We start from the raw sequence: 18,797 nt of genomic DNA, 5'->3' as shown, positions 1-18,797 counted from the left end.
GGCGTTTCGCGCCCTCCCGCAAGCCCGCGAACGCGACCGCCGGCCCCCAGCGGGGACCGGCGGTCATGGCCTGAGCGCCGCACGGCGGCGGACTTCGGTGTGGAGTTCGAGCGGCGGCGCGGACTAGCCGGCCGCGGAACGCTCCTTGCTCGAGAACGTCTCGGTGGGCTCTTCCAGGAGCTCCTCGGCGCCGACGACGGTGAACAGTCGGGTGATGAAGCGGTTGGGATTGACGACCGCCAGCGCCACGCCCATTTCACGGGCGATCCGGTAGGCCACCACGATGGTGCCGATACCGGTGGAGTCGAGGACCGTCACCTTGGCGACGTCGACCCGGATGGCGGTGGCTCCGCCAGCTTCGAGGGCGTTGGTGATCGTCTCGCGGATCTGGGGCGCGGTCGCGTAGTCGACCTCGCCGGCCAGTTCGACGGTGACGACCCCGGCGTCGGTCGTGGCGGTCTCGATTGACAACGTCATGAACTCACCTGATTCGGTAGGGTGCCCCGGCCCGAGCACGTCGATGTCCTCGAACACGGTCTCGGCTGCGACACAAAGTCTATCCGACGGTCACGACGGAAAACAGCTCGCGCGCGACCGTTTCCCGCAAACCCGGGCACTACTCGGATAAAGGTCACTCGTCCGTGTCGCGGCCCCGTGCGCACGGTCACGCGCCGTCCGCCGCCTCGGCGATGCTCGCGAGCCGTAGGCGAGCTTGCGCGCGACAGTGCCGTTCCGCGACGGCTTGGCGCGCCAGTGCCGCAGGCGTATGCTTCAGAACCATCTGTGACCTGCGGAGCCCTGACCCGCCGACCCTGTGAGAGGCCTATGCCGCTTTCGACTGGCCAGCCGAGCACCGAGACCGAGGCCACCCTCCTCGTCGTCGAGGACGAGGAGAACATCTGCGAGCTGCTGGCGACCTCGCTGCGCTACGCGGGCTTCGCCGTCCACGCCGTCGGCACCGGCGACGAGGCGCTGCGGTCCATCGCACGCCACCGCCCCGACCTGGTCGTCCTCGACGTGAACCTCCCCGACTTCGACGGCTTCGAGGTCGTGCGCCGCATGCGCTCGGGCTCCGACCACACCCCCGTGCTCTTCCTCACCGCCCGCGACGACACCGCCGACACCGTGACCGGCCTCTCCGTCGGCGGCGACGACTACATCACCAAGCCCTTCGCGCTCGAAGAGGTCGTCGCCCGCATCCGCGCCGTCCTGCGCCGCTCCTCCGGCGAACTGCCCCGCCCCTCCCGCCTCCAGTACGCCGACCTCGAACTCGACGAGGAGACCCACGAGGTCTGGCGCGCCGGCAAGGCCGTCCAGCTCTCGCCCACCGAGTTCAAGCTCCTGCGCTACTTCATGATCAACGCCGGCCGCGTCCTCTCCAAGGCCCAGATCCTCGACCACGTGTGGCGCTACGACTTCCGCGGCGACGACGGCATCGTCGAATCCTACGTGTCCTACCTGCGCCGCAAGGTCGACACCGGCGAGCCCAAGCTCATCCAGACCCTGCGGGGCATCGGCTACGTCCTGCGGGAGCAGCATCGTTGAGCGCACCGCGCGTCGTTGAAGGCGTCCGCGACAAGTGGGACCGCACCCCCCTGAGGGTCCGGCTCACCGCGGCCGTGCTCGTCCTCGTGGCCGGATCCCTCATCCTCATCAGCGTCTCCACGATCATGGCCCTGCACGCCTACTTCCTCGGCACCGTCGACGAAGAGCTCGAGACCCAGCTCCTCAGCTGGGAGCCCGACATGTTCGACGTCACGATCTTCGAGGACTCCGACGAGGCCCCCGGGCTGCGCCCCGAGCAGTACATCTTCAGCATCCTCGGCAGCGACGGCAACCGCCTGGACGGGCCCGACGACCGCCACGACATGCCCGTGTTCGACTACGACGACCTCGAGGCCGCCGACGGCGAGGCCTTCACCGCGCTCGGCGAGGACGGCACCACGCGCTGGCGGGTGCTGGGCGTGCGCGGCACCGAGGTCGGCACCGGCGACCCCGAGTACGACCCCGAGGAGCACAACCTCCAGGCCGACGCCTACTACGTGCTCTCCTACAAGCTCGCGCACTTCGACAAGACCGTCGCCGGCCTGGTGTGGGTCGACCTGCTCATCGGCGCGGGCGTCCTGGCCGGCCTCGCGGCGATCGGCGTGGGCCTGGTGCGCGCGAGCCTGTCGCCGCTGCGCCAGATCGAGAACACCGCGGCGATGATCGCGGCCGGGAACTACTCGCGGCGCGTCCCCGACCACGACCCGAACACCGAGGTCGGGCGCGTCGGCTGGGCCATCAACTCGATGCTCACCAAGATCGAGGGCTCGATCAGGGCCCGCGAGTACTCCGAGGAGCGCGCGCACGACTCCGAGGAGCGGATGCGGGAGTTCATCGCCGACGCCTCGCACGAGCTGCGGACCCCGCTGACGAGCGTGCGCGGGTACGCCGAGCTGGTGCGCACCAACCCGCAGATGCCCGAGGCCGACCGCCAGCACTACATCGGGCAGATCGAGGAGGCCGCCAAGCGCATGGGCCTGCTCGTGGGGGACCTGCTGCACCTGGCGCGGCTGGGGCAGGAGCGGCCGGTGGAGACCGAACCGGTCGACCTCGCCGTGCTCGGCCACGAGGCCGTCGCGGCCCACGCGGTCATGTCCGAGGACCACGAGTTCAGCTTCGCGTACGTGCCCGGCGGCTCCACGGTCGTCGCGGCCGACCGGGCCCGCATGCGCCAGGTCCTCGACAACCTCCTGTCGAACGCCGTCCGGCACACGCCCGCGGGCACGCGCGTCAGCGTCGAGATCGCCGCCGAGGGCGAGACGGTGCGCGCCACGGTCACCGACGACGGGCCCGGCATGGAGCCCGCGACCGCCGAGCGGGTCTTCGAGCGGTTCTTCCGCTCCGACGCGGTCGTGCACTCCGGGTCGGGGCTCGGCCTCGCGATCGTCGCGGCCATCGTCAAGGCCCACGGCGGGACCGTCCAGGTCGCGTCCGAGCCCGGCGAGGGCACCGAGTTCACGGTGCGGCTGACCGCCGAGCCGACCGCCGAGCCGCCGGCCGAATGAGCGCCGGGACGTCTTGTGGCTTCTCTAAGGAAGCGCCGGTCCAAAGCGGGGCCTCCCCGGCGCCGCCGCGCAGGTCCGACCCGTCTGACCAGTGCGCCCGGGCCTGGGCCCGCCTCGGTTCATTAAAGGGTTTTAAGGCGTTTTCGCAGCGGGCCGAGAGCTGCGACCTGCATGCTGCGTACATGAGCAGCACTGAGAAGGCCCCCGAGGGGACCGCACCGCAGGGCCCTGAAGGGCCTTCCGCCCCTGAGACCGCCCCGCCGGCCGAGCAGCCGGACCTCCTGGCCGAACCGAACCTGCCCGTGGCGGGCGAGTCGAGCCTGCCCCCGGTGAGCCCCGGCGACACGGCCGTCGTCGGCCACGGCGCCCCGGCCGCCCACCCCGCCGCACCGCAGCCCGCCGGACCGCCCGCCGGCCCCTCCGGACTCCCGAACCACGCCGGGCCCGTCGCTCCCGCGGCCGCGCCGACCGAGCAGACCCGCGTCCTCCAGGGGGCGCACGCCCCCCACGGCGTCCCGCAGATGGCCGCGCCCGGGACCGCCCCCGGCTGGCCTCCCGCCGGGCCGCCCGTCCCCCCGATGTACCAGCAGCCCGGCGTGCCCGTCGCGCCGCGGGGCCGCGGCAAGCTCGTCGCCGGGGCGCTCGTCCTGGCACTCGCCGCCGGCGGCGCGGGCGGCATCGCCGGATGGTTCCTCAACGACTCGGGCGGCGGGACCACCGTCGTGGAGTCCGTCTCGATGGACGCCGGCGACGGCATGACCTACACCGACATCGTCAACAAGGTCAGCCCCTCGGTGGTCACCATCGTGACCGACTCCGCCGAGGGCTCGGGCGTGGTCTACTCCGACGACGGCTACATCGTCACCAACAACCACGTGGTCGACGGCGCGCAGTCGGTCGAGGTCCGCTTCTCCGACGGCACCACCGCCGGAGCCGAGATCATCGCCACCGACTACACCCAGGACCTCGCCGTCATCCAGGTCTCCGGCGTCGACGACCTGACGCCGATCGCCTTCGGCGACTCCGACGGCATCCAGGTGGGCGACGCGGCCCTCGCCATCGGCTCCCCGCTGGGCCTGGAAGGCACCGTGACCACCGGCATCGTCTCGGCCCTCGACCGGTCCATGACCGTCGCCGGCGAGGAGTCCCAGGGCATGGGCCAGCAGCAGGGCCAGACCCTCACCGGGCTCCTCCAGACCGACGCGGCCATCAACTCCGGCAACTCCGGGGGCGCGCTCGTCAACGGCAACGGGGAGCTCATCGGCATCAACACCGCGATCGCGACCACCGACTCGGGCTCGATCGGCCTGGGCTTCGCGATCCCGTCCAACACCGTGCAGAACACGGTCGAGCAGCTCATCGAGAACGGCTCGGTCGAGCAGGGCTACCTCGGCGTCTCGGTGGCCGACACCGACGGCAACGGGGCCATGGTCCTCAGCGTCGAAGGCGGCTCGCCCGCCGAGACCGCCGGGCTCCAGGAGGGCGACATCATCACCGCCGTCAACGGCGAGCCGATCACCAGCGCCTCCGAAGTGGTCGCCGCCGTCCAGGGCACCGCCTCGGGCACCGAGATCGCCATCACCTACTCCAGGGACGAGCAGGAGCAGGAGACCACGGCGACCCTCGCCGCCTCCTGACCTCCCGGACACGACCGCGGCCCCGGGCTCAGAGCCCGGGGCCGCGGTCGTGTCGCCGCGCCGCGGAGCGCTGCCTCCCGGCGCGGCGGAGTCTCACCGCGCGGTGCCGCTCCCGGCACCGCGCCTTTCACCACTTCATGCCGCTCACTGCACGGCCGTCGCGCTGCTCGCCGGGATCGCGGCGCGGACCGGACGCAGCTCGACGGGAGCCTCGCCGGTCTCGATCCACTCCGCCAGGCGGATCCGGTCGACGATGAGGACGCCCAGCTGCGCGGCCACCGCCTCGTTGCGGGAGGCGTGGTGCATCCAGTGCAGGTTGGCGTTGGTGATGAGCACGCCCGCGTCGCAGTCCCAGCGCGGCTTGATCTCGCCGCCGAGGATCTGGACGTGCCGGTTGCCGTTGCGGCTGCGCATCGCGCGGTCGTCCTTCTTGGCGCGCACGATGATCCGCTTGCCGTTGGAGAAGGTGACCACGTAGTTGCAGCCCAGGTCGTTCTTGCGGTGCCCGAACTTCTTGACGCGCTTGGCGTCCAGGCCGACCAGCAGGCGGCCGATCATCACGTCGAAGTCGGGGATGTTCATCCTGTCGACGTCGCGCATGAGCGCGTGCCGCTCGGCGGTCAGGGCCCGGTCCCGGTGCTCGTGGCCGCGGCTGCGGAACAGGAACCAACCCGCGAGGGTCGTGCCCCCCAACAGGATCGCCACCGACGCGAACCAGGCCCAATGGTCCGCTATGAATCCGAGAACGAGGTAACCGAGGATGAGAGCGGCGATTCCCGCTCCAACTCTGAGTATCACGGACAAGGCGGCCTCCACTTGGTTCAGAGGGCTCGACAGATTTACGGCTTGCAAGCGTCGCCGTGAGGCGGCTGGCGTTATGTCGCCTGTGTTGTGACTACGAGTATCCGTTACCGTTCGCTCACGCGTAAGGTCAATGTCCGGTACCCGACAGCATGGATCGGCATCCTGCATGTGCGGCCCGTCGCGGCGCGTTCACCGAGCCGGTTCACCGCCGGAGGCGGTGGGGGATACTGGCCGGGTGTCGACATCATCAACAGGCGTTTTGGTGCTTCTCGGTGCGCCGCTGGGAAATCCAGAGGACGCCTCGTCTCGGCTCCGTGCCGAGCTGGCCCGGGCCGACGTCATCGCCGCAGAGGATACCCGGCGGCTCCGCCGGCTCTTGAGCGAACTCGGAGTCGTTCCAACAGCTGCGATCACGTCGTATTTCGAGGCGAACGAGAGCGGGAAAACGGCGACCCTTCTCGAACAATTGTACGACGGAAAGCGGGTCGCCGTCATCACCGACGGGGGCATGCCGTCGGTGTCGGATCCCGGATTCCGGCTGGTCAGGGCCGCCGTCGACGCCGGGATCGCGGTCACCTGCGCGCCGGGCGCGAGCGCGGTGACGACGGCGCTGGCGCTGTCGGGGATGCCGTGCGACCGGTTCTGCTTCGAGGGCTTCGCGCCCCGCAAGGACGGCGAGCGCCGCCGATTGTTCACCGAGCTCGCCGAGGAGCGGCGCACCATGGTGTTCTTCGAGTCGCCGCGCCGCGTCGCGGACACGCTGCGCGCCATGGCCTCGGTGCTCGGCGAGGACCGGCCCGCGGCGCTGTGCCGGGAACTGACCAAGACCCACGAGGAGGTCCGGCGCGGCGGCCTGGGCGCGCTGGCCGAGGGCGCCGAGGCCGACCCGCCGCGAGGCGAGATCACGCTCGTCGTCTCGGGCTGGACGGGCCCGGACGCGAGCGAGGCGACCCCGGAGGCGATGGCCGCGGCGGTGGCCGCCCTGGAGGCGGCCGGAACCGAGCGCAAGACGGCGATGAAGGAGGTGGCGGTCCGCTACGGCGTGAGCCGAAGGGACGTCTACGACGCGGTCCTCAAGGCGAACTGAGCGGCACCAGGCGATAGCCAAAGGCGCCTATTTCCGCATTTATCGTGATATATACCCCTTAAGTGACCCCTGGCGCAATAGTACACGCGGGGTCCGACAACCCAAGCGGCGCAAGCTCAGTGAGCTTCGCTCACAACTCGTCGAACTTGAAGGTCTTCCACGAGATCAGGGCGACCACCGCGGCGAAGACCGCGAGGAAGCCGATCTGCGGCAGGACCGCCGTCGGCGGCTCCCCGTAGACCACCACCGACTGCAAGGCCTCGTTCAGGTACCGCATCGGGGACAGGTACGACAGCGTCTGCACCCACTCCGGCGACAGGGCCAGGGGGAAGAACGCGCCCGAGATGAAGGCCATCGGCATCGTCACCAGGTTGCTCAGGCCCGCCGCGCCCGGACTGGTCTTGGCGATGCCGCCGATGACCACCCCGATCGCCAGGAACGCGAGCGTCCCCAGCAGCACCAGCGGCGCCGCGAACCACGTCCACGCCGACAGCTCCAGCCCGAACCCCAGGGCCGCCACCGCCAGGAACACCGCGGTCTGCGCGATCGCGACCACCAGGTTCACCGAGACCTTCGCGCCCAGGAACGTCGACACCGACGCCGGCGTCAACCGCAGGCGCCGCAGGAGCTTGTCCCGCTTCCAGTCCACGATCGTGCCGGCCGCCCCGAACACGCCCGAGATCGCGATCCCCCAGGCCAGGATGCCCGGCGCCAGGTACTGGATGGGCCTGAGCGAGCCGCCGTCGGCCTCCTCGACCTCGGTTCGGAGCACCGGCTCGCCCGGGGCCGCCGCCGAGAGGACCTCGACGTTCACGTCGTCGACCAGCGCCGAGAGGTTCCCCGCCGCGATCGCACCCGAGGTCGAGCTCGTCGGCGACGGGTAGACGAGCACCGTGTCGCCGTCCTGGACGACTGCGGCGTCCGCCTCGCCCTCGCGCAGCAGCGCCAGCGCCTTGTCCAGGTCGGGCGCCGAGGCCACGTCGAAGTCGTCGGCGTCGGCGCCCTCGAGCACCGGGACGTCGCCCACGGCGAGGATCCGCGAGGCCGAGTCGCCGGTGGAGCCGAACACGCTCGACAGCAGGACCATGAACATCAGCGGCAGCAGGATCGTGAAGAACACCTGGCTGCGGTCGCGCAGCCAGCCGCGGCCCAGGGCCTTGAACAGGCTCAGGAACGCCCGGCCCTTCGGCGGCGCGGTGTCGGGGATCGTCTCGGTGTCGAGGCTCATGCGCGCCATTCCCGTCCGGTCACGTGGAGGAACACGTCCTCGAGGTTCGCCGTGCGCACCGCCAGGCCCTCCAGGGCCCCGTCGGACGCCAGGGCCGTCAGGAGCTTCCGCGGGTCGCGGGTCTCGAAGACGACGGTGGTCTCGTCGGCGCTGACCGCCTCGCCCGCCGCGAGCTCGTCGATGCGCTCGCCGGTGAGCTGCCCGGCCGCGACGGTGACGCGCGTGGGCGCGTCGAGGCCCTTGACGAACCCGGCGGGGGAGTCGACGGCGCGGATCTTCCCGGCGTCCATGATCGCCACCCGGTCGCAGAGCGCCTCGGCCTCCTCCATGTAGTGCGTGGTGAGCACGACGGTGCGGCCTTCGGCGTTGATCGCGCGCATGAGGTCCCAGAGGTTGCGCCGCGCCTGCGGGTCGAGGGCGGCGGTGGGCTCGTCGAGGAACACCAGCTCGGGGTCGCCGACGAGGGCGCAGGCGATGGACAGGCGCTGCTGCTGGCCGCCGGAGAGCTTCTCGCAGCGCACGTTCGCGTGCTCGGCGAGGCCGACGAGTTCGAGCATCTCCGCGCCGCGGGTCTTCGACGCGCCGTAGAGCTCGGCGAACGTCTCGATCTGCTCTTCGGCGGAGAGGAACTCGAAGAACGCGGAGGCCTGGAGCTGCACGCCGACGCGGCCGGTGAGCTCGGGGGAGTGCGGCCACGGGGACCGCCCGAGCAGGCGCACGGTCCCGGAGTCGGGCCGGCGCAGGCCCTCGACGATCTCGAGGGTGGTGGTCTTCCCGGCCCCGTTGGGGCCGAGGATGCCGAAGAACTCGCCGCGTTCGACGCGGAAGCTCACGCCGTCGACCGCGCGGACCTCACCGGTCCTGCGGCCGCGGTAGGTCTTGCGGAGGTCGGCGACCTCGATGGCGGCGTCCATAGCCGCTAACGCTAGGCCATCGCGCGATGTGACCGGGTTCTCGGCCTGCTGGCGTACGCGCCCGCGCCGCTTTCACACCCTCCGTAACAGGACCGTGAGCCGAACTTCACGGCCCCGGCACAGGTGCCGCACCTCCAGGCAATGCCGCTGCCCGAATGTGGGGCCATGACAGCGACACTGACGCAACCGACCGGCACCGCCCCCGGACGCAAGGGCTGGATCACCGACTGGCGACCCGACGACGAGGCCTTCTGGAAGTCCACCGGCCGCAAGGTCGCCAGGCGCAACCTCCTGTGGTCGGTGCTCGCCGAACACCTGGGCTTCTCCGTCTGGGTCATGTTCAGCATCATCACCCCCTATCTGGCCGCCGCCGGGTTCGAGTTCACCGTCAGCCAGCTGTTCTGGCTGACGGCGGTGCCGAACCTGGTCGGCTCGTTCCTGCGCATCCCCTACACCGCCGCCGTCGCGGTCTTCGGCGGACGCAACTGGACCATCATCTCCGCCGCGCTCCTGGTCATCCCGACCACGCTGCTGGCCTACTGCCTGATGACGCCGGGCACCCCGTACTGGCTGTTCATCGTCGCGGGGGTCGCGGCCGGCTTCGGCGGCGGCAACTTCGCCTCCTCGATGGCGAACATCTCCTTCTTCTATCCGGAGCGGTACCGCGGCACGGCCCTCGGCGTCAACGCCGCGGGCGGCAACATCGGTGTCCCGGCCGTCCAGTTCGTCGGCCCGTTCGTGATCGCCGTCGGCGTCCTCGGCGCCTCCCAGGGCGTCAACGAGGCGGGCGCGGACATCTGGCTGCACAACGTCCCGCTGCTGTGGATGCTCCTGGCGCTCTTCGCCGCGGTCATGGCCTGGCGCTACATGGACAACCTGTCGGTCTCGCGCACCCGGATCCGCGAGCAGGTCCCGGCGCTGGCGCGCAAGCACACCTGGATCATGAGCGTCCTCTACATCGGGACGTTCGGGTCGTTCATCGGCTACTCCTTCGCGTTCCCGCTGGTCATCAAGATCGAGTTCCCCGAGTTCAGCTCCCTGTGGCTGGCCGCGCTCGGCCCCCTGGTCGGCTCGATCTCGCGCCCGTTCGGCGGCTGGCTCGCCGACAAGTGGGCCGGTGCGCCCATCACGAGCCTCTCGTTCATCCTCATGGGGGCCGGCGTCCTCGGCGCCATCGCGGGCATCGACACGGGCTCGTTCGCGCTGTTCTTCGTCTCGTTCATGGTCCTGTTCCTCATGAGCGGGGTCGCCAACGGCTCGACCTACCGGTCCATCCCGGCGATCTTCCAGGCCGAGGCCACCGCGACTGCCGGACGCGAGACCTCTGAGGCCGAGGTCTTGCAGGCCAAGAAGCTCACCGCCGCCGCGCTCGGCTGGATCTCGGCGATCGGCGCCTTCGGCGGGTTCCTCATCAACCAGGGCTTCCGGATCTCCAACGAGCAGACCGGCTCGGTCGTCATCGCCATGTACGTCTTCCTCGGCGGCTACGTGGTCTTCCTGGCCCTCAACTGGTGGTTCTACCAGCGCAAGGTCTTCGTGGACCAGGCCCCCAGCCTCGCCTACGCGAAGGTCTGAACCCGCCGCCCGCATATCGATCGAGCAGTGTCGCTCTTCCGGCCCGCAATCGCCGCCCCGGCGCGATTGCGGGCCACTTAGCATCCCGGAAACATGCCCCACGTGCCGACGAAACGACCCGTGGGCACACTCGCCGCATGGCCAGCACCCGTCGCCCCGCCCAGCCGCTCGCTGCGCTCGCTTCCCCGGACTCCGACGGCTCCGCCGCGCCCGACCCCTCGCGCGCCGCGCTGCCGATCCTGCGGACCGCCGACACCCACTGCCCTTACTGCGCCCTGCAGTGCGGCATGCGGCTCGAAGAGGACACCGACGGCAAGGTCACCGCCTCCCCCCGCGGCGGCGGCATGTGCAAGAAGGGCTGGACCGCGCCCGACCTGCTCGACCACCCGCAGCGCCTCACCGGCCCGCTCCTGCGCGGCGAACCCGTCTCCTGGGACGAGGCGCTCGACCACGTCGCCGCGAAGGTCAAGGCCGTCCAGTCCGCCCACGGCAAGGACGCCGTCGGCGTCTTCGGCGGCGGCGGCCTCACCAACGAGAAGGTCTACCAGCTCGGCAAATGGACCCGGCTCGCCCTCGGCAGCAAGCACATCGACTACAACGGCCGCTTCTGCATGTCCTCGGCCGCCGGCGCCCTCAACCGCTCCTTCGGCATCGACCGCGGCCTCCCCTTCCCCAAAGAGGACCTGCTGGACGCCGAGGTCGTCGTCCTCGTCGGCGCCAACCCCGCCGAGACCATGCCGCCGTTCATGCGGTTCCTCCGGAACGCCGAACTCATCGTCGTCGACCCCCGCCGCACCGCCACCGCCCAGGCCGCCCAGCTGCACCTCCAGACCGCGCCCGGCACCGACCTTGCGCTCGCCAACGGCCTCCTGCACATCGCGATCGAGCAGGGCCACCTCGACCACGACTACATCGACGCGCACACCACCGGTTTCGACGAGGCCCGCCAGACCGCCGCCGGCTACTGGCCCGCGTTCGTCGAGCGCATCACCGGCGTCAGCGTCCCCGACCTCTACGCCGCCGCCCGCCTCATCGCCGTGCCGCATTCCGGCTCGCAAGCACCGCCGAGGCCCAAGCGCACCGTCATCCTCACCGCGCGCGGCTCCGAGCAGCACGCCAACGGCGTCGACACCGTGACCTCCTGGATCAACCTCGCCCTCGCCCTGGGCCTACCCGGCCGGCCCTCCTCCGGGTACGGCTGCCTCACCGGCCAGGGCAACGGCCAGGGCGGGCGCGAGCACGGCCAGAAGGCCGACCAGCTCCCCGGCTACCGCCTGATCGCCGACCCGGCCGCCCGCGAGTACGTCGCCGCCGTCTGGGGCGTCGACCCCGAGACCCTGCCCGGTCCCGGCGTCTCCGCGGTCGAACTGCTGCGCAAATGCGGCGACGAGGTCAAGATGCTGTTCGTCCTCGGCTCCAACCCGGTCGTCTCCGCACCCCGCGCCGCCCGCGTCGCCGACCGCCTCAAGGACCTCGACTGCCTCGTCTCCTTCGACTTCGTCATGTCCGAGACCGCCCGCCTCGCCGAGGTCGTCCTCCCCGTCACCCAGTGGGCCGAAGAGGACGGCACCATGACCGACCTCGAAGGACGCGTCATCCGCCGCCGCACCCTGCGCCCCGCCCCCGACGGCGTCCGCTCCGACCTGTGGATCATGAAGGAGCTCGCCGACCGCCTCGACGCCCCCGGCACCTACGACACCGACCCCGAGGCGATCTTCGAAGAACTCGGCCGCGCCTCCGCGGGCGGCAAGGCCGACTACTCCGGGATCACCTACGACCGCCTCGAAGAGCGCACCTTCCAGTGGCCCGTACCCGGTCCCGGCCACGACGGCACGCCCCGCATGTTCGCCGACCTCACGTTCCCCACCCCCGACGGCCGCGCCCGCTTCTGCGCCGTCGACCACCGCCACCCCGCCGAACGCCGCGACAGCGTCTACCCGCTCTACCTCACCACCGGCCGGGTCCTCACCCAGTACCAGTCCGGCGCGCAGACCCGCCTCATCGACGCCCTCGGCGACACCCCCGACAGCGAGCAGTTCCTCCAGATCCACCCCGACACCGCCGTGCGCCACGGCATCGGCGAAGGCGACCGCGTCCGCATCACCTCCCGCCGCGGCTCCTACACCGCCCCCGCCCGCCTCACCGCCGACATCCGCCCCGACACGGTGTTCAGCCCGTTCCACTTCCCCGGCGCGGCCAACGTCAACGCCGCCGTCTCCGACGTGCTCGACCCGATCAGCCGCATGCCCGAGTTCAAGGTCTGCGCCGTCAAGATCGCCCCCGCCCCCTAGGCCTTCAGGGCCGGCGGGCCCGAAAGATCGGTAGAAAGACCTACCCACTCTGGTCGAATTACCCAGGGGGACAAGGACCCCGCGCACCTACCGTGGAGGAGCGGGCCCGATTCGGGCCCGCGCCACCTCCCACCGGATAGGAAGCATCCTTGAGACGCTCGATGCGAAACGCGCTCCTGGGAACGACCGCAGCGGCACTCGCCGCGGGGACAGGAGCCTTCACCCTCGACGCCGCCACGGCCGAGACCGCCGACCCGCAGGAGACCGCCGCGCTGGCGGTCCCCGAACCGGGCGGCGAGTACGCCACCGGCACCACCCAGTTCCGCCTCGTCGACGAGGACCGCGCCGACGTGTGGGTCCCCGAAGAGGACCGGGAGCTCATGGTCACCATGTGGTACCCGACCGGCCAGACCGAGGGCGCGACCGCCCCGTACATGACCCCCGAGGAAGGCGCGCTCTTCGGCGCCCAGCTGCAACTGCCCGGCGAACTCCTCGCCTCGGTCGAGACGAACTCGGTGACCGGCGCCGAACCGCTCGCCGACGCCGGCGACCTGCCGCTCGTGGTCCTGTCTCCCGGATTCTCGTTCCCACGCGCCACGCTCACCGGACTCGGCGAGGAGCTGGCCAGCCGCGGCTACGCGGTGGCCGCGGTCGGCCACAACTACGAAGCGCCCATCACCTTCCCCGACGGCCGCACCACCGAATGCCTCACCTGCACTCAGGAGGACCTCGACACCGAGACCCTGGTGCCGAACCGCTCCGAGGACCTGTCCTTCGTGGTCGACCGGCTCACCGGCGACGACACTCCCGCACCCGAGGGCCTCGGCGTGGACGAGGACCGCATCGCCGTCGGCGGCCACTCGATCGGCGGCGCCGGCAGCCACCGGGTCATGGCCGACGACGACCGCTTCGACGCCGGCTTCAACCTCGACGGCACCTTCTTCGCCCTCGACCCGCACAAGCTCGACCGGCCCTTCATGATGGTCGGCGCCGAAGTCCACGGCCAGCCCGGCGACGACAAGACCTGGTCCAAGGCCTGGAAGCGCCTCGACGACTGGAAGCGCTGGATCACCGTCGACGGGACCACCCACAGCTCCATGACCGACTTCGGACCGCTCGGCGAGCAGGCCGGACTCAACCAGGACGAACTCGACGGCTTCCGCAGCAACGAGATCTCCCGGTCCCTCGTGACCGCCTTCGTGGACCAGCACCTGAGGGGCGACCGCGAACCGATCCTGTGCGGCCCGAGCGACGCATGGCCCGAGCTTCAGTTCCACAACCCGTAAGCCACACTCAGGAAACCGGAAAGCCCGGCCGCGCCATGCGCGGCCGGGCCCCGTGCGGTTTCACCAGCGATGATCCGATCGCCGCGGCTCGAGCCTTCAGGACGAGGACCGCGGCACGGTGCACCTCGACCGCCGGCCCTTCACTCGTCGCGGGCGCCGGCCGATCCGAGCCTTCGCCGATCGTCTGACCGGAGCCGCTGGGGGAGCAGGAACTCCTGCGTCTCCTCGGTCACCGGCCGCTCCACGACCTCGACCGGGCCCGTCGCACCGATCGCGGCCACGACCTCGTCCACCAGCGCCGGCGGCGCCGACGCCCCGGCCGTCACCGCTATCGTCCGCGCGCCCTCGATCCACGCCGGCTCGATCTGCCCGGCGTCCTCGATCAGGTGGGCCGCCACGCCCGCCTCGGCCGCCAGCTCCACCAGGCGGTTCGAGTTCGAGGAGTTCGCCGAGCCCACCACCAGGACCAGGTCCGCCTCCGCCACCACCGCGGCGACCGCCGCCTGGCGGTTGCTGGTGGCGTAGCAGATGTCTTCGGCGCCTTGCCCCTTGATGTTCGGAAAGCGGTCCTTCAGCGCCCCGGCGATCTGCTCCACCTCGGTCACCGACAGCGTGGTCTGGCTCAGGTACGTGACCTTCGCGGCGTCGTCGACCTCCAAGGCCGGCACGGCCGCGGCGCTCTCGACGAGCACCGTCCGCTCGGGCGCGACCCCCAGCGTTCCGACGACCTCCTCGTGGCCCTCGTGCCCGATGAGGATCACCGTGTCCCCCGCGTCGGCCGCCCGCTTCGCCTCGGCGTGGACCTTCGCCACCAGCGGGCAGGTCGCGTCGACCGCGTCCAGGCCCCGCTCGGCCGCTTCGCGTTCGACCGCCGGGGCCACCCCGTGGGCGCTGAAGACCACCACGGCGTGCTCGGGGACCTCGTCCAGCTCCGCGATGAACACCGCGCCCCGCGACTCCAGGTCGGCCACCACATGGGTGTTGTGGACGATCTGGTTGCGCACGTACACGGGCGGGCCGTGCTGCTCCAGGAGCCGCTCCACGATCTCGATCGCCCGCTCCACCCCGGCGCAGAACGACCGCGGCGCGGGCAGGAGCACCCGGCGGACCGCGGTCACCAGACCCGGCCGACCGTGCTCGCGGCCAGACTGGTGAGCTCCTCGACCGCTTCGCCCCGGAGGCGCTGCGCCATGAGGACGCCGGCGGCCGCCTCGGTGAGGGACGCGGCCGCGCTCTGGCTCGCCTCCCTGCCGCCGCAGGCCTCCACGAGTTCGGCGGCCCGGTGCAGTTCGGCGTCGCTCAACTGCCCGGCGGCGCCGTAGAGGCTCGCGAGCTCGGCCGCCTCCCGGCGGCCCGAGCCGAGCGCGGCGGTCACCGGCAGCGACTTCTTGCGGTTGCGCAGGTCCGAGTAGACGGCCTTGCCGGTGACGTCCGGGTCGCCCCAGATCCCGAGCAGGTCGTCCACGTGCTGGAAGGCCAGCCCGAGGCGGCACCCGAAGTCCCGCAGGGCGTCGACCTGCTGCGGCGTGCCGCCGCCGAACAGGGCCCCGAGCGCGGTCGCGCAGCCCATGAGCGAGGCGGTCTTGGCCTCCGACATGGCCACGCACTCGTCGAGCGCGACATGGTCGCGCTCCTCGAAGCGGGTGTCGGCGAGCTGCCCCTCGATGAGGGCCCGCACGGTCTGGGCGAGCAGGCCCGTGGCGGCCGGTGCCCGGTCGCCGCCGGCCTCGGCGATCACCTCGAACGCGAGCGCGTGCAGGGCGTCGCCGACGAGGATCGCGTCGTTGACCCCGTAGACCTTCCACGCGGTCGGGCGGTGTCGCCGCAGGCAGTCGCGGTCGATGATGTCGTCGTGGATGAGGGAGAAGTTGTGGACCAGCTCGACCGCGACGGCGGCCGGGACGGCCGAGCGCCAGTCGCCCGAGACGGTCTTCGCCGCCAGGAGCGTCAGCAGCGGGCGCAGGGCCTTGCCCGAGCTGGCGTGCGCGGGTTCGCCCGCCTCGTCGGTCCATCCGAAGTGGTAGGCCGCGATCCGCGCGGCGGGGGCGGGGAGCCTGGCCGCGGCGTTCCGCAGCCCGGCGTCGATGGCGTCGCGTTCGGCGGTGTGGTTGGCACTGAAGCGGTCGGTCAGCACGGTCATGGGGCCTCCCTGGGCGGCAGGTCGTTCGGAGGGAACGGCATCGATGGGCGCGTCGTACGGGTCCGGGGCGGCCGCGGTGGTGCGTTCGCGGCCGCCCCGGAGCCTCGGGGCCTAGCGGCCGATCTCGACGTGCTCGAGGACGCCGAGCGCGTCGGGGACCAGGACCGCGACCGAGTAGTAGGCGCTGACCAGGTAGGACATGACGGCCTTCTCGTCGATCCCCATGAACCGCACCGAAAGGCCCGGCTCGTACTCGTCGGGCAGCCCGACCTGGCGCAGGCCGACGACGCCCTGGTTGTCCTCGCCGGTCCGCATGGCGATGATCGAAGTCGTGCGCGCCGAGCTGATCGGGATCTTGTTGCACGGCAGGATCGGGACGCCGCGCCAGGCGGGGACCTCGCGGCCCTCGACGAGCGTCGGCGTCGGGTACAGGCCGCGCTTGTTCAGCTCGCGTCCGAACGCGGCGATCGCCTTCGGGTGGGCGAGCATGAACTGCGTGTCGCGGCGGCGGCTCAGCAGGTCGTCCAGGTCGTCGGGCGTGGGCGCGCCCGAGCGGGTCGGGATGCGCTGGCTCAGCGCCGCGTTGTGCAGGAGCCCGAACTCGCGGTTGTTCAGCAGCTGGTCCTCCTGCTGTTCGCGAAGGGCCTCCACGGTGAGCCGCAGCTGCTGCTCCATCTGGTTCATCGGTTGGTTGTAGAGGTCGGCGACGCGGGTGTGGACCCGCAGGACCGTCTGCGCCACGGAGAGCTCGTACTCGCGCGGCGCCAGGTCGTAGTCGACGAACGTGGTCGGCAGGTCCGGTTCGCCGGTGTGGCCCGCCGAGATGGCGATGGCGGCCTCGCCGTGCTTGTTGGCCTTCGCCGACCGGCCCGCCTTGTACCGCTCCAGGTGCGCGGCGAGCGCCGGGATGCGGTCGACCAGCTCGGCCGCCGCGGCGGCCGGGAGGGTGAGGACGGTGATCGGGGTCGCGGCGATGACGTCGTGGTCCCAGGTCGGCGCGTCCTCGGTGAGGAGCTCCTCGCCGAAGTGGTCGCCGTCGACCAGGCGGCCGAGCGAGGACTGGTCCCCGAACGGGCCGGAGCCGAACTGCTCGGCGCGGCCGTGGGCGATGAGGTGGATCCCGTCGACCGGGCGGCCCTCTTCGGCGATGCGCTCCCCGGCGCCGACCTCGCGCTGCTCGAAGCGGTCGGCGAGCGCGGACAGCACCTCCTCGTCGTCGATCCCGCGCAGCTGCGCGATCTCGCCCAGCTCGGTCGGGATGACGCGCACGGCGTCGCCCTCGGTGGTGAACTCGACCCGGCCGTCTCCCACGGTGTGCGTCAGGCGCCGGTTGACGCGGTAGGCGCCGCCCTGTGTCTGGACCCACGGCAGGACCCGCAGGAGCCACCGGGAGGTGATCTCCTGCATCTGCGGGACGGACTTGGTGGTGGTGGCGAGGTTCCGCGCTGCGGCGGTGCTGAGGCTGGTGGCGGGGTGCTGCCCGTTCGCGGCCTGCTCAGGTACTGCGGGAGTGCTTTCGACAACGGCATCGGTCATGTTGCACACTTCCTCACGTTGAGGCGGTTATATCTCATCTAGCATGTTAACTCGTTATGGGGACGAAATCGAAAATTTCACCCAGACGGGTCATCAATGCGTATACTGCTCATCGATCACGTCGAACCGGTCGATCGCCGCCTCGTAGGCGGCCGGGTCGGTGGCCCCGCTGCGGCTGTACGGGTACTCGAGCTGGTACGCCGCGAACAGCATCAGGGCGACCATCCCGGAGATGAGCCCCACCAGCACGTACTGGTACTTGCGGGTCGGCGTGCCTAGCGTGAGCATCACCGCGAACACCAGGAGCGCCCCGGGCACCAGCACGGTCCACATGACCGGCCCCAGCCCGCGCTGCGCCTGGAAGAGCCGCTCCGTGCGGTACTCCTCGACCGACAGGACGCCGTCCCGCGTGGTGTCCAGGCGCGCCTGGACCGCGTCCTCGTCGGTCTGCACCGCCGCGACCGGCGCCCGCATCGCGTCGAGCAGCATCAGGCCCTCCGAGGTGATCGGGTCCTGGTCGCGCATCGCGGGCCACTCGACCGCGATCACCTCGTCGGTGTAGGCCCGCACCGCCGCGCGCACGTCGTCGCGCTGGTCGGGTTCGAGCGCCGCGGCCGACCAGTAGACGTCGACCAGCTCGTTCGCCTCCTTGTAGGTCACGTGCCCGGCCTCGTTCTTGTCCTCCCACGCCGTGATCAGCACGAATGCCAGCACGATCGCGTACAGGACCGTCAGCAGCTCGAACAGCGTCGTGCCGAGCTCGTTGTTGTGCCCCCGGGTCGTCGGCGGAGCGAAACGCTGGAGCAGCGCCACGACGACGCTGGCCGCCGCGACCACCACGAGAGCGAAGAGCAACCCTTGCCACCAAATGGCCATTGATTTCACCAAACTTCGTAAAGCAGAATAATCACCGTGAATCCTAATGAACACCTTGAAACGGGTATGGGGGCCTCATGAGGCGCCTTTTGGCCCTGGTCATCGCGGCCGTGACGCTCACGGTGCTGCCCGCGCTCGCGCTGGCCTTCGACGGCGGCACCGACACCGCGCAGGGGACCGAGGCCGAGCGCGGCCACGGATATCCCGACGACCCGACCTATCCGACGTACCCGGGCTATCCCGAACCGCCCGAACCCGACGCGCCCAACCCCCCGGACCCTCCGCACCCGCCGCACCCCCCGAATCCGCCGCATCCTCCCCACCCTCCGCACCCCCCGCACCCGCCCGAGCCGCCGGAACCCCCTCACCCCCC

General features: G+C 71.1%; 15 protein-coding genes and 1 pseudogene. 8 read left to right on the top strand and 8 right to left on the bottom strand.

Translation table 11 applies throughout. The features are described 5' to 3' along the window. Nucleotides 1-123: 123 nt before the first annotated feature. Nucleotides 124-477, bottom strand: coding sequence for an STAS domain-containing protein (locus BLQ63_RS25230; RefSeq protein WP_143015085.1), 354 nt, complete (start codon nucleotides 475-477; stop codon nucleotides 124-126). Between the two features lie 348 nt (nucleotides 478-825). On the opposite strand from BLQ63_RS25230, the gene BLQ63_RS25225 reads away from it, so the two are divergent. The 3 genes from BLQ63_RS25225 to BLQ63_RS25215 all read left to right on the top strand — a co-directional run bounded on the left by BLQ63_RS25225 (nucleotide 826) and on the right by BLQ63_RS25215 (nucleotide 4,687). Further along, on the top strand, nucleotides 826-1,545 hold the full coding sequence (locus BLQ63_RS25225) for a response regulator transcription factor (RefSeq protein ID WP_091040308.1): 720 nt from the start codon (nucleotides 826-828) through the stop codon (nucleotides 1,543-1,545). Continuing rightward, the gene (locus BLQ63_RS25220) at nucleotides 1,542-3,050 is read left to right on the top strand and encodes a sensor histidine kinase (protein ID WP_091040307.1); all 1,509 of its coding nucleotides are present in this window, start codon (nucleotides 1,542-1,544) and stop codon (nucleotides 3,048-3,050) included. Before BLQ63_RS25225 ends, BLQ63_RS25220 begins: the two co-directional genes overlap by 4 nt. Before the next feature lie 182 nt (nucleotides 3,051-3,232). After that, nucleotides 3,233-4,687, top strand: a complete 1,455-nt coding sequence (locus BLQ63_RS25215; protein WP_177155104.1) for a S1C family serine protease — start codon at nucleotides 3,233-3,235, stop codon at nucleotides 4,685-4,687. Between the two features lie 144 nt (nucleotides 4,688-4,831). Here the strand turns inward: BLQ63_RS25215 and BLQ63_RS25210 are convergent, their stop codons facing one another. After that, entirely contained in the window at nucleotides 4,832-5,392 is a 561-nt protein-coding gene (locus BLQ63_RS25210; protein WP_177155103.1) for a restriction endonuclease, read from the bottom strand. A 334-nt stretch (nucleotides 5,393-5,726) separates the two neighbouring features. Here BLQ63_RS25210 and rsmI point away from each other — a divergent pair, with 334 nt between their 5' ends. Continuing rightward, nucleotides 5,727-6,578, top strand: coding sequence for a 16S rRNA (cytidine(1402)-2'-O)-methyltransferase (rsmI, locus tag BLQ63_RS25205; RefSeq protein WP_342673980.1), 852 nt, complete (start codon nucleotides 5,727-5,729; stop codon nucleotides 6,576-6,578). Nucleotides 6,579-6,708: 130 nt separating this feature from the next. Here the strand turns inward: rsmI and BLQ63_RS25200 are convergent, their stop codons facing one another. After that, nucleotides 6,709-7,806 carry an ABC transporter permease gene (locus tag BLQ63_RS25200; protein ID WP_091040366.1) on the bottom strand — a complete coding sequence of 366 codons (1,098 nt, stop codon included), beginning with the start codon at nucleotides 7,804-7,806 and terminating at the stop codon, nucleotides 6,709-6,711. Next, entirely contained in the window at nucleotides 7,803-8,720 is a 918-nt protein-coding gene (locus BLQ63_RS25195; RefSeq protein WP_091040303.1) for an ABC transporter ATP-binding protein, read from the bottom strand. The genes BLQ63_RS25200 and BLQ63_RS25195 overlap by 4 nt, the downstream gene beginning before the upstream one ends. Before the next feature lie 165 nt (nucleotides 8,721-8,885). Between BLQ63_RS25195 and BLQ63_RS25190 the strand changes: the two genes are divergently transcribed. The 3 genes from BLQ63_RS25190 (at nucleotide 8,886) to BLQ63_RS25180 (ending at nucleotide 13,872) form a co-directional block, all read left to right on the top strand. Further along, entirely contained in the window at nucleotides 8,886-10,295 is a 1,410-nt protein-coding gene (locus BLQ63_RS25190; protein WP_177155102.1) for an MFS transporter, read from the top strand. A 137-nt stretch (nucleotides 10,296-10,432) separates the two neighbouring features. Continuing rightward, a complete protein-coding gene (locus BLQ63_RS25185; RefSeq protein ID WP_091040301.1) occupies nucleotides 10,433-12,586 on the top strand; it encodes a molybdopterin oxidoreductase family protein in 2,154 nt (717 codons plus the stop codon). Between the two features lie 149 nt (nucleotides 12,587-12,735). Then, the gene (locus BLQ63_RS25180; RefSeq protein WP_143015084.1) at nucleotides 12,736-13,872 is read left to right on the top strand and encodes an alpha/beta hydrolase family protein; all 1,137 of its coding nucleotides are present in this window, start codon (nucleotides 12,736-12,738) and stop codon (nucleotides 13,870-13,872) included. Nucleotides 13,873-14,012: 140 nt separating this feature from the next. Here the strand turns inward: BLQ63_RS25180 and ispH are convergent, their stop codons facing one another. From ispH to BLQ63_RS25160, 4 genes are all read right to left on the bottom strand, one after another. Beyond that, the gene (ispH, locus tag BLQ63_RS25175; RefSeq protein ID WP_177155100.1) at nucleotides 14,013-14,990 is read right to left on the bottom strand and encodes a 4-hydroxy-3-methylbut-2-enyl diphosphate reductase; all 978 of its coding nucleotides are present in this window, start codon (nucleotides 14,988-14,990) and stop codon (nucleotides 14,013-14,015) included. Continuing rightward, nucleotides 14,987-16,012 carry a polyprenyl synthetase family protein gene (locus tag BLQ63_RS29460; RefSeq protein WP_091040299.1) on the bottom strand — a complete coding sequence of 342 codons (1,026 nt, stop codon included), beginning with the start codon at nucleotides 16,010-16,012 and terminating at the stop codon, nucleotides 14,987-14,989. The genes ispH and BLQ63_RS29460 overlap by 4 nt, the downstream gene beginning before the upstream one ends. A gap of 111 nt (nucleotides 16,013-16,123) precedes the next feature. Then, nucleotides 16,124-17,548, bottom strand: coding sequence for a family 2B encapsulin nanocompartment shell protein (locus tag BLQ63_RS25165; RefSeq protein ID WP_091040298.1), 1,425 nt, complete (start codon nucleotides 17,546-17,548; stop codon nucleotides 16,124-16,126). 93 nt (nucleotides 17,549-17,641) lie between these two features. Continuing rightward, nucleotides 17,642-18,403, bottom strand: a complete 762-nt coding sequence (locus BLQ63_RS25160) for a bestrophin-like domain (RefSeq protein ID WP_177155101.1) — start codon at nucleotides 18,401-18,403, stop codon at nucleotides 17,642-17,644. A 98-nt stretch (nucleotides 18,404-18,501) separates the two neighbouring features. Between BLQ63_RS25160 and BLQ63_RS28095 the strand changes: the two are divergent. Further along, nucleotides 18,502-18,797 (top strand): annotated as a pseudogene (locus BLQ63_RS28095) (hypothetical protein); the annotation flags it as partial.

Source organism: Glycomyces harbinensis, from assembly GCF_900101745.1.
Taxonomy (GTDB): domain Bacteria; phylum Actinomycetota; class Actinomycetes; order Mycobacteriales; family Micromonosporaceae; genus Glycomyces; species Glycomyces harbinensis.
This window is presented reverse-complemented; position numbering and strand designations above follow the sequence as displayed.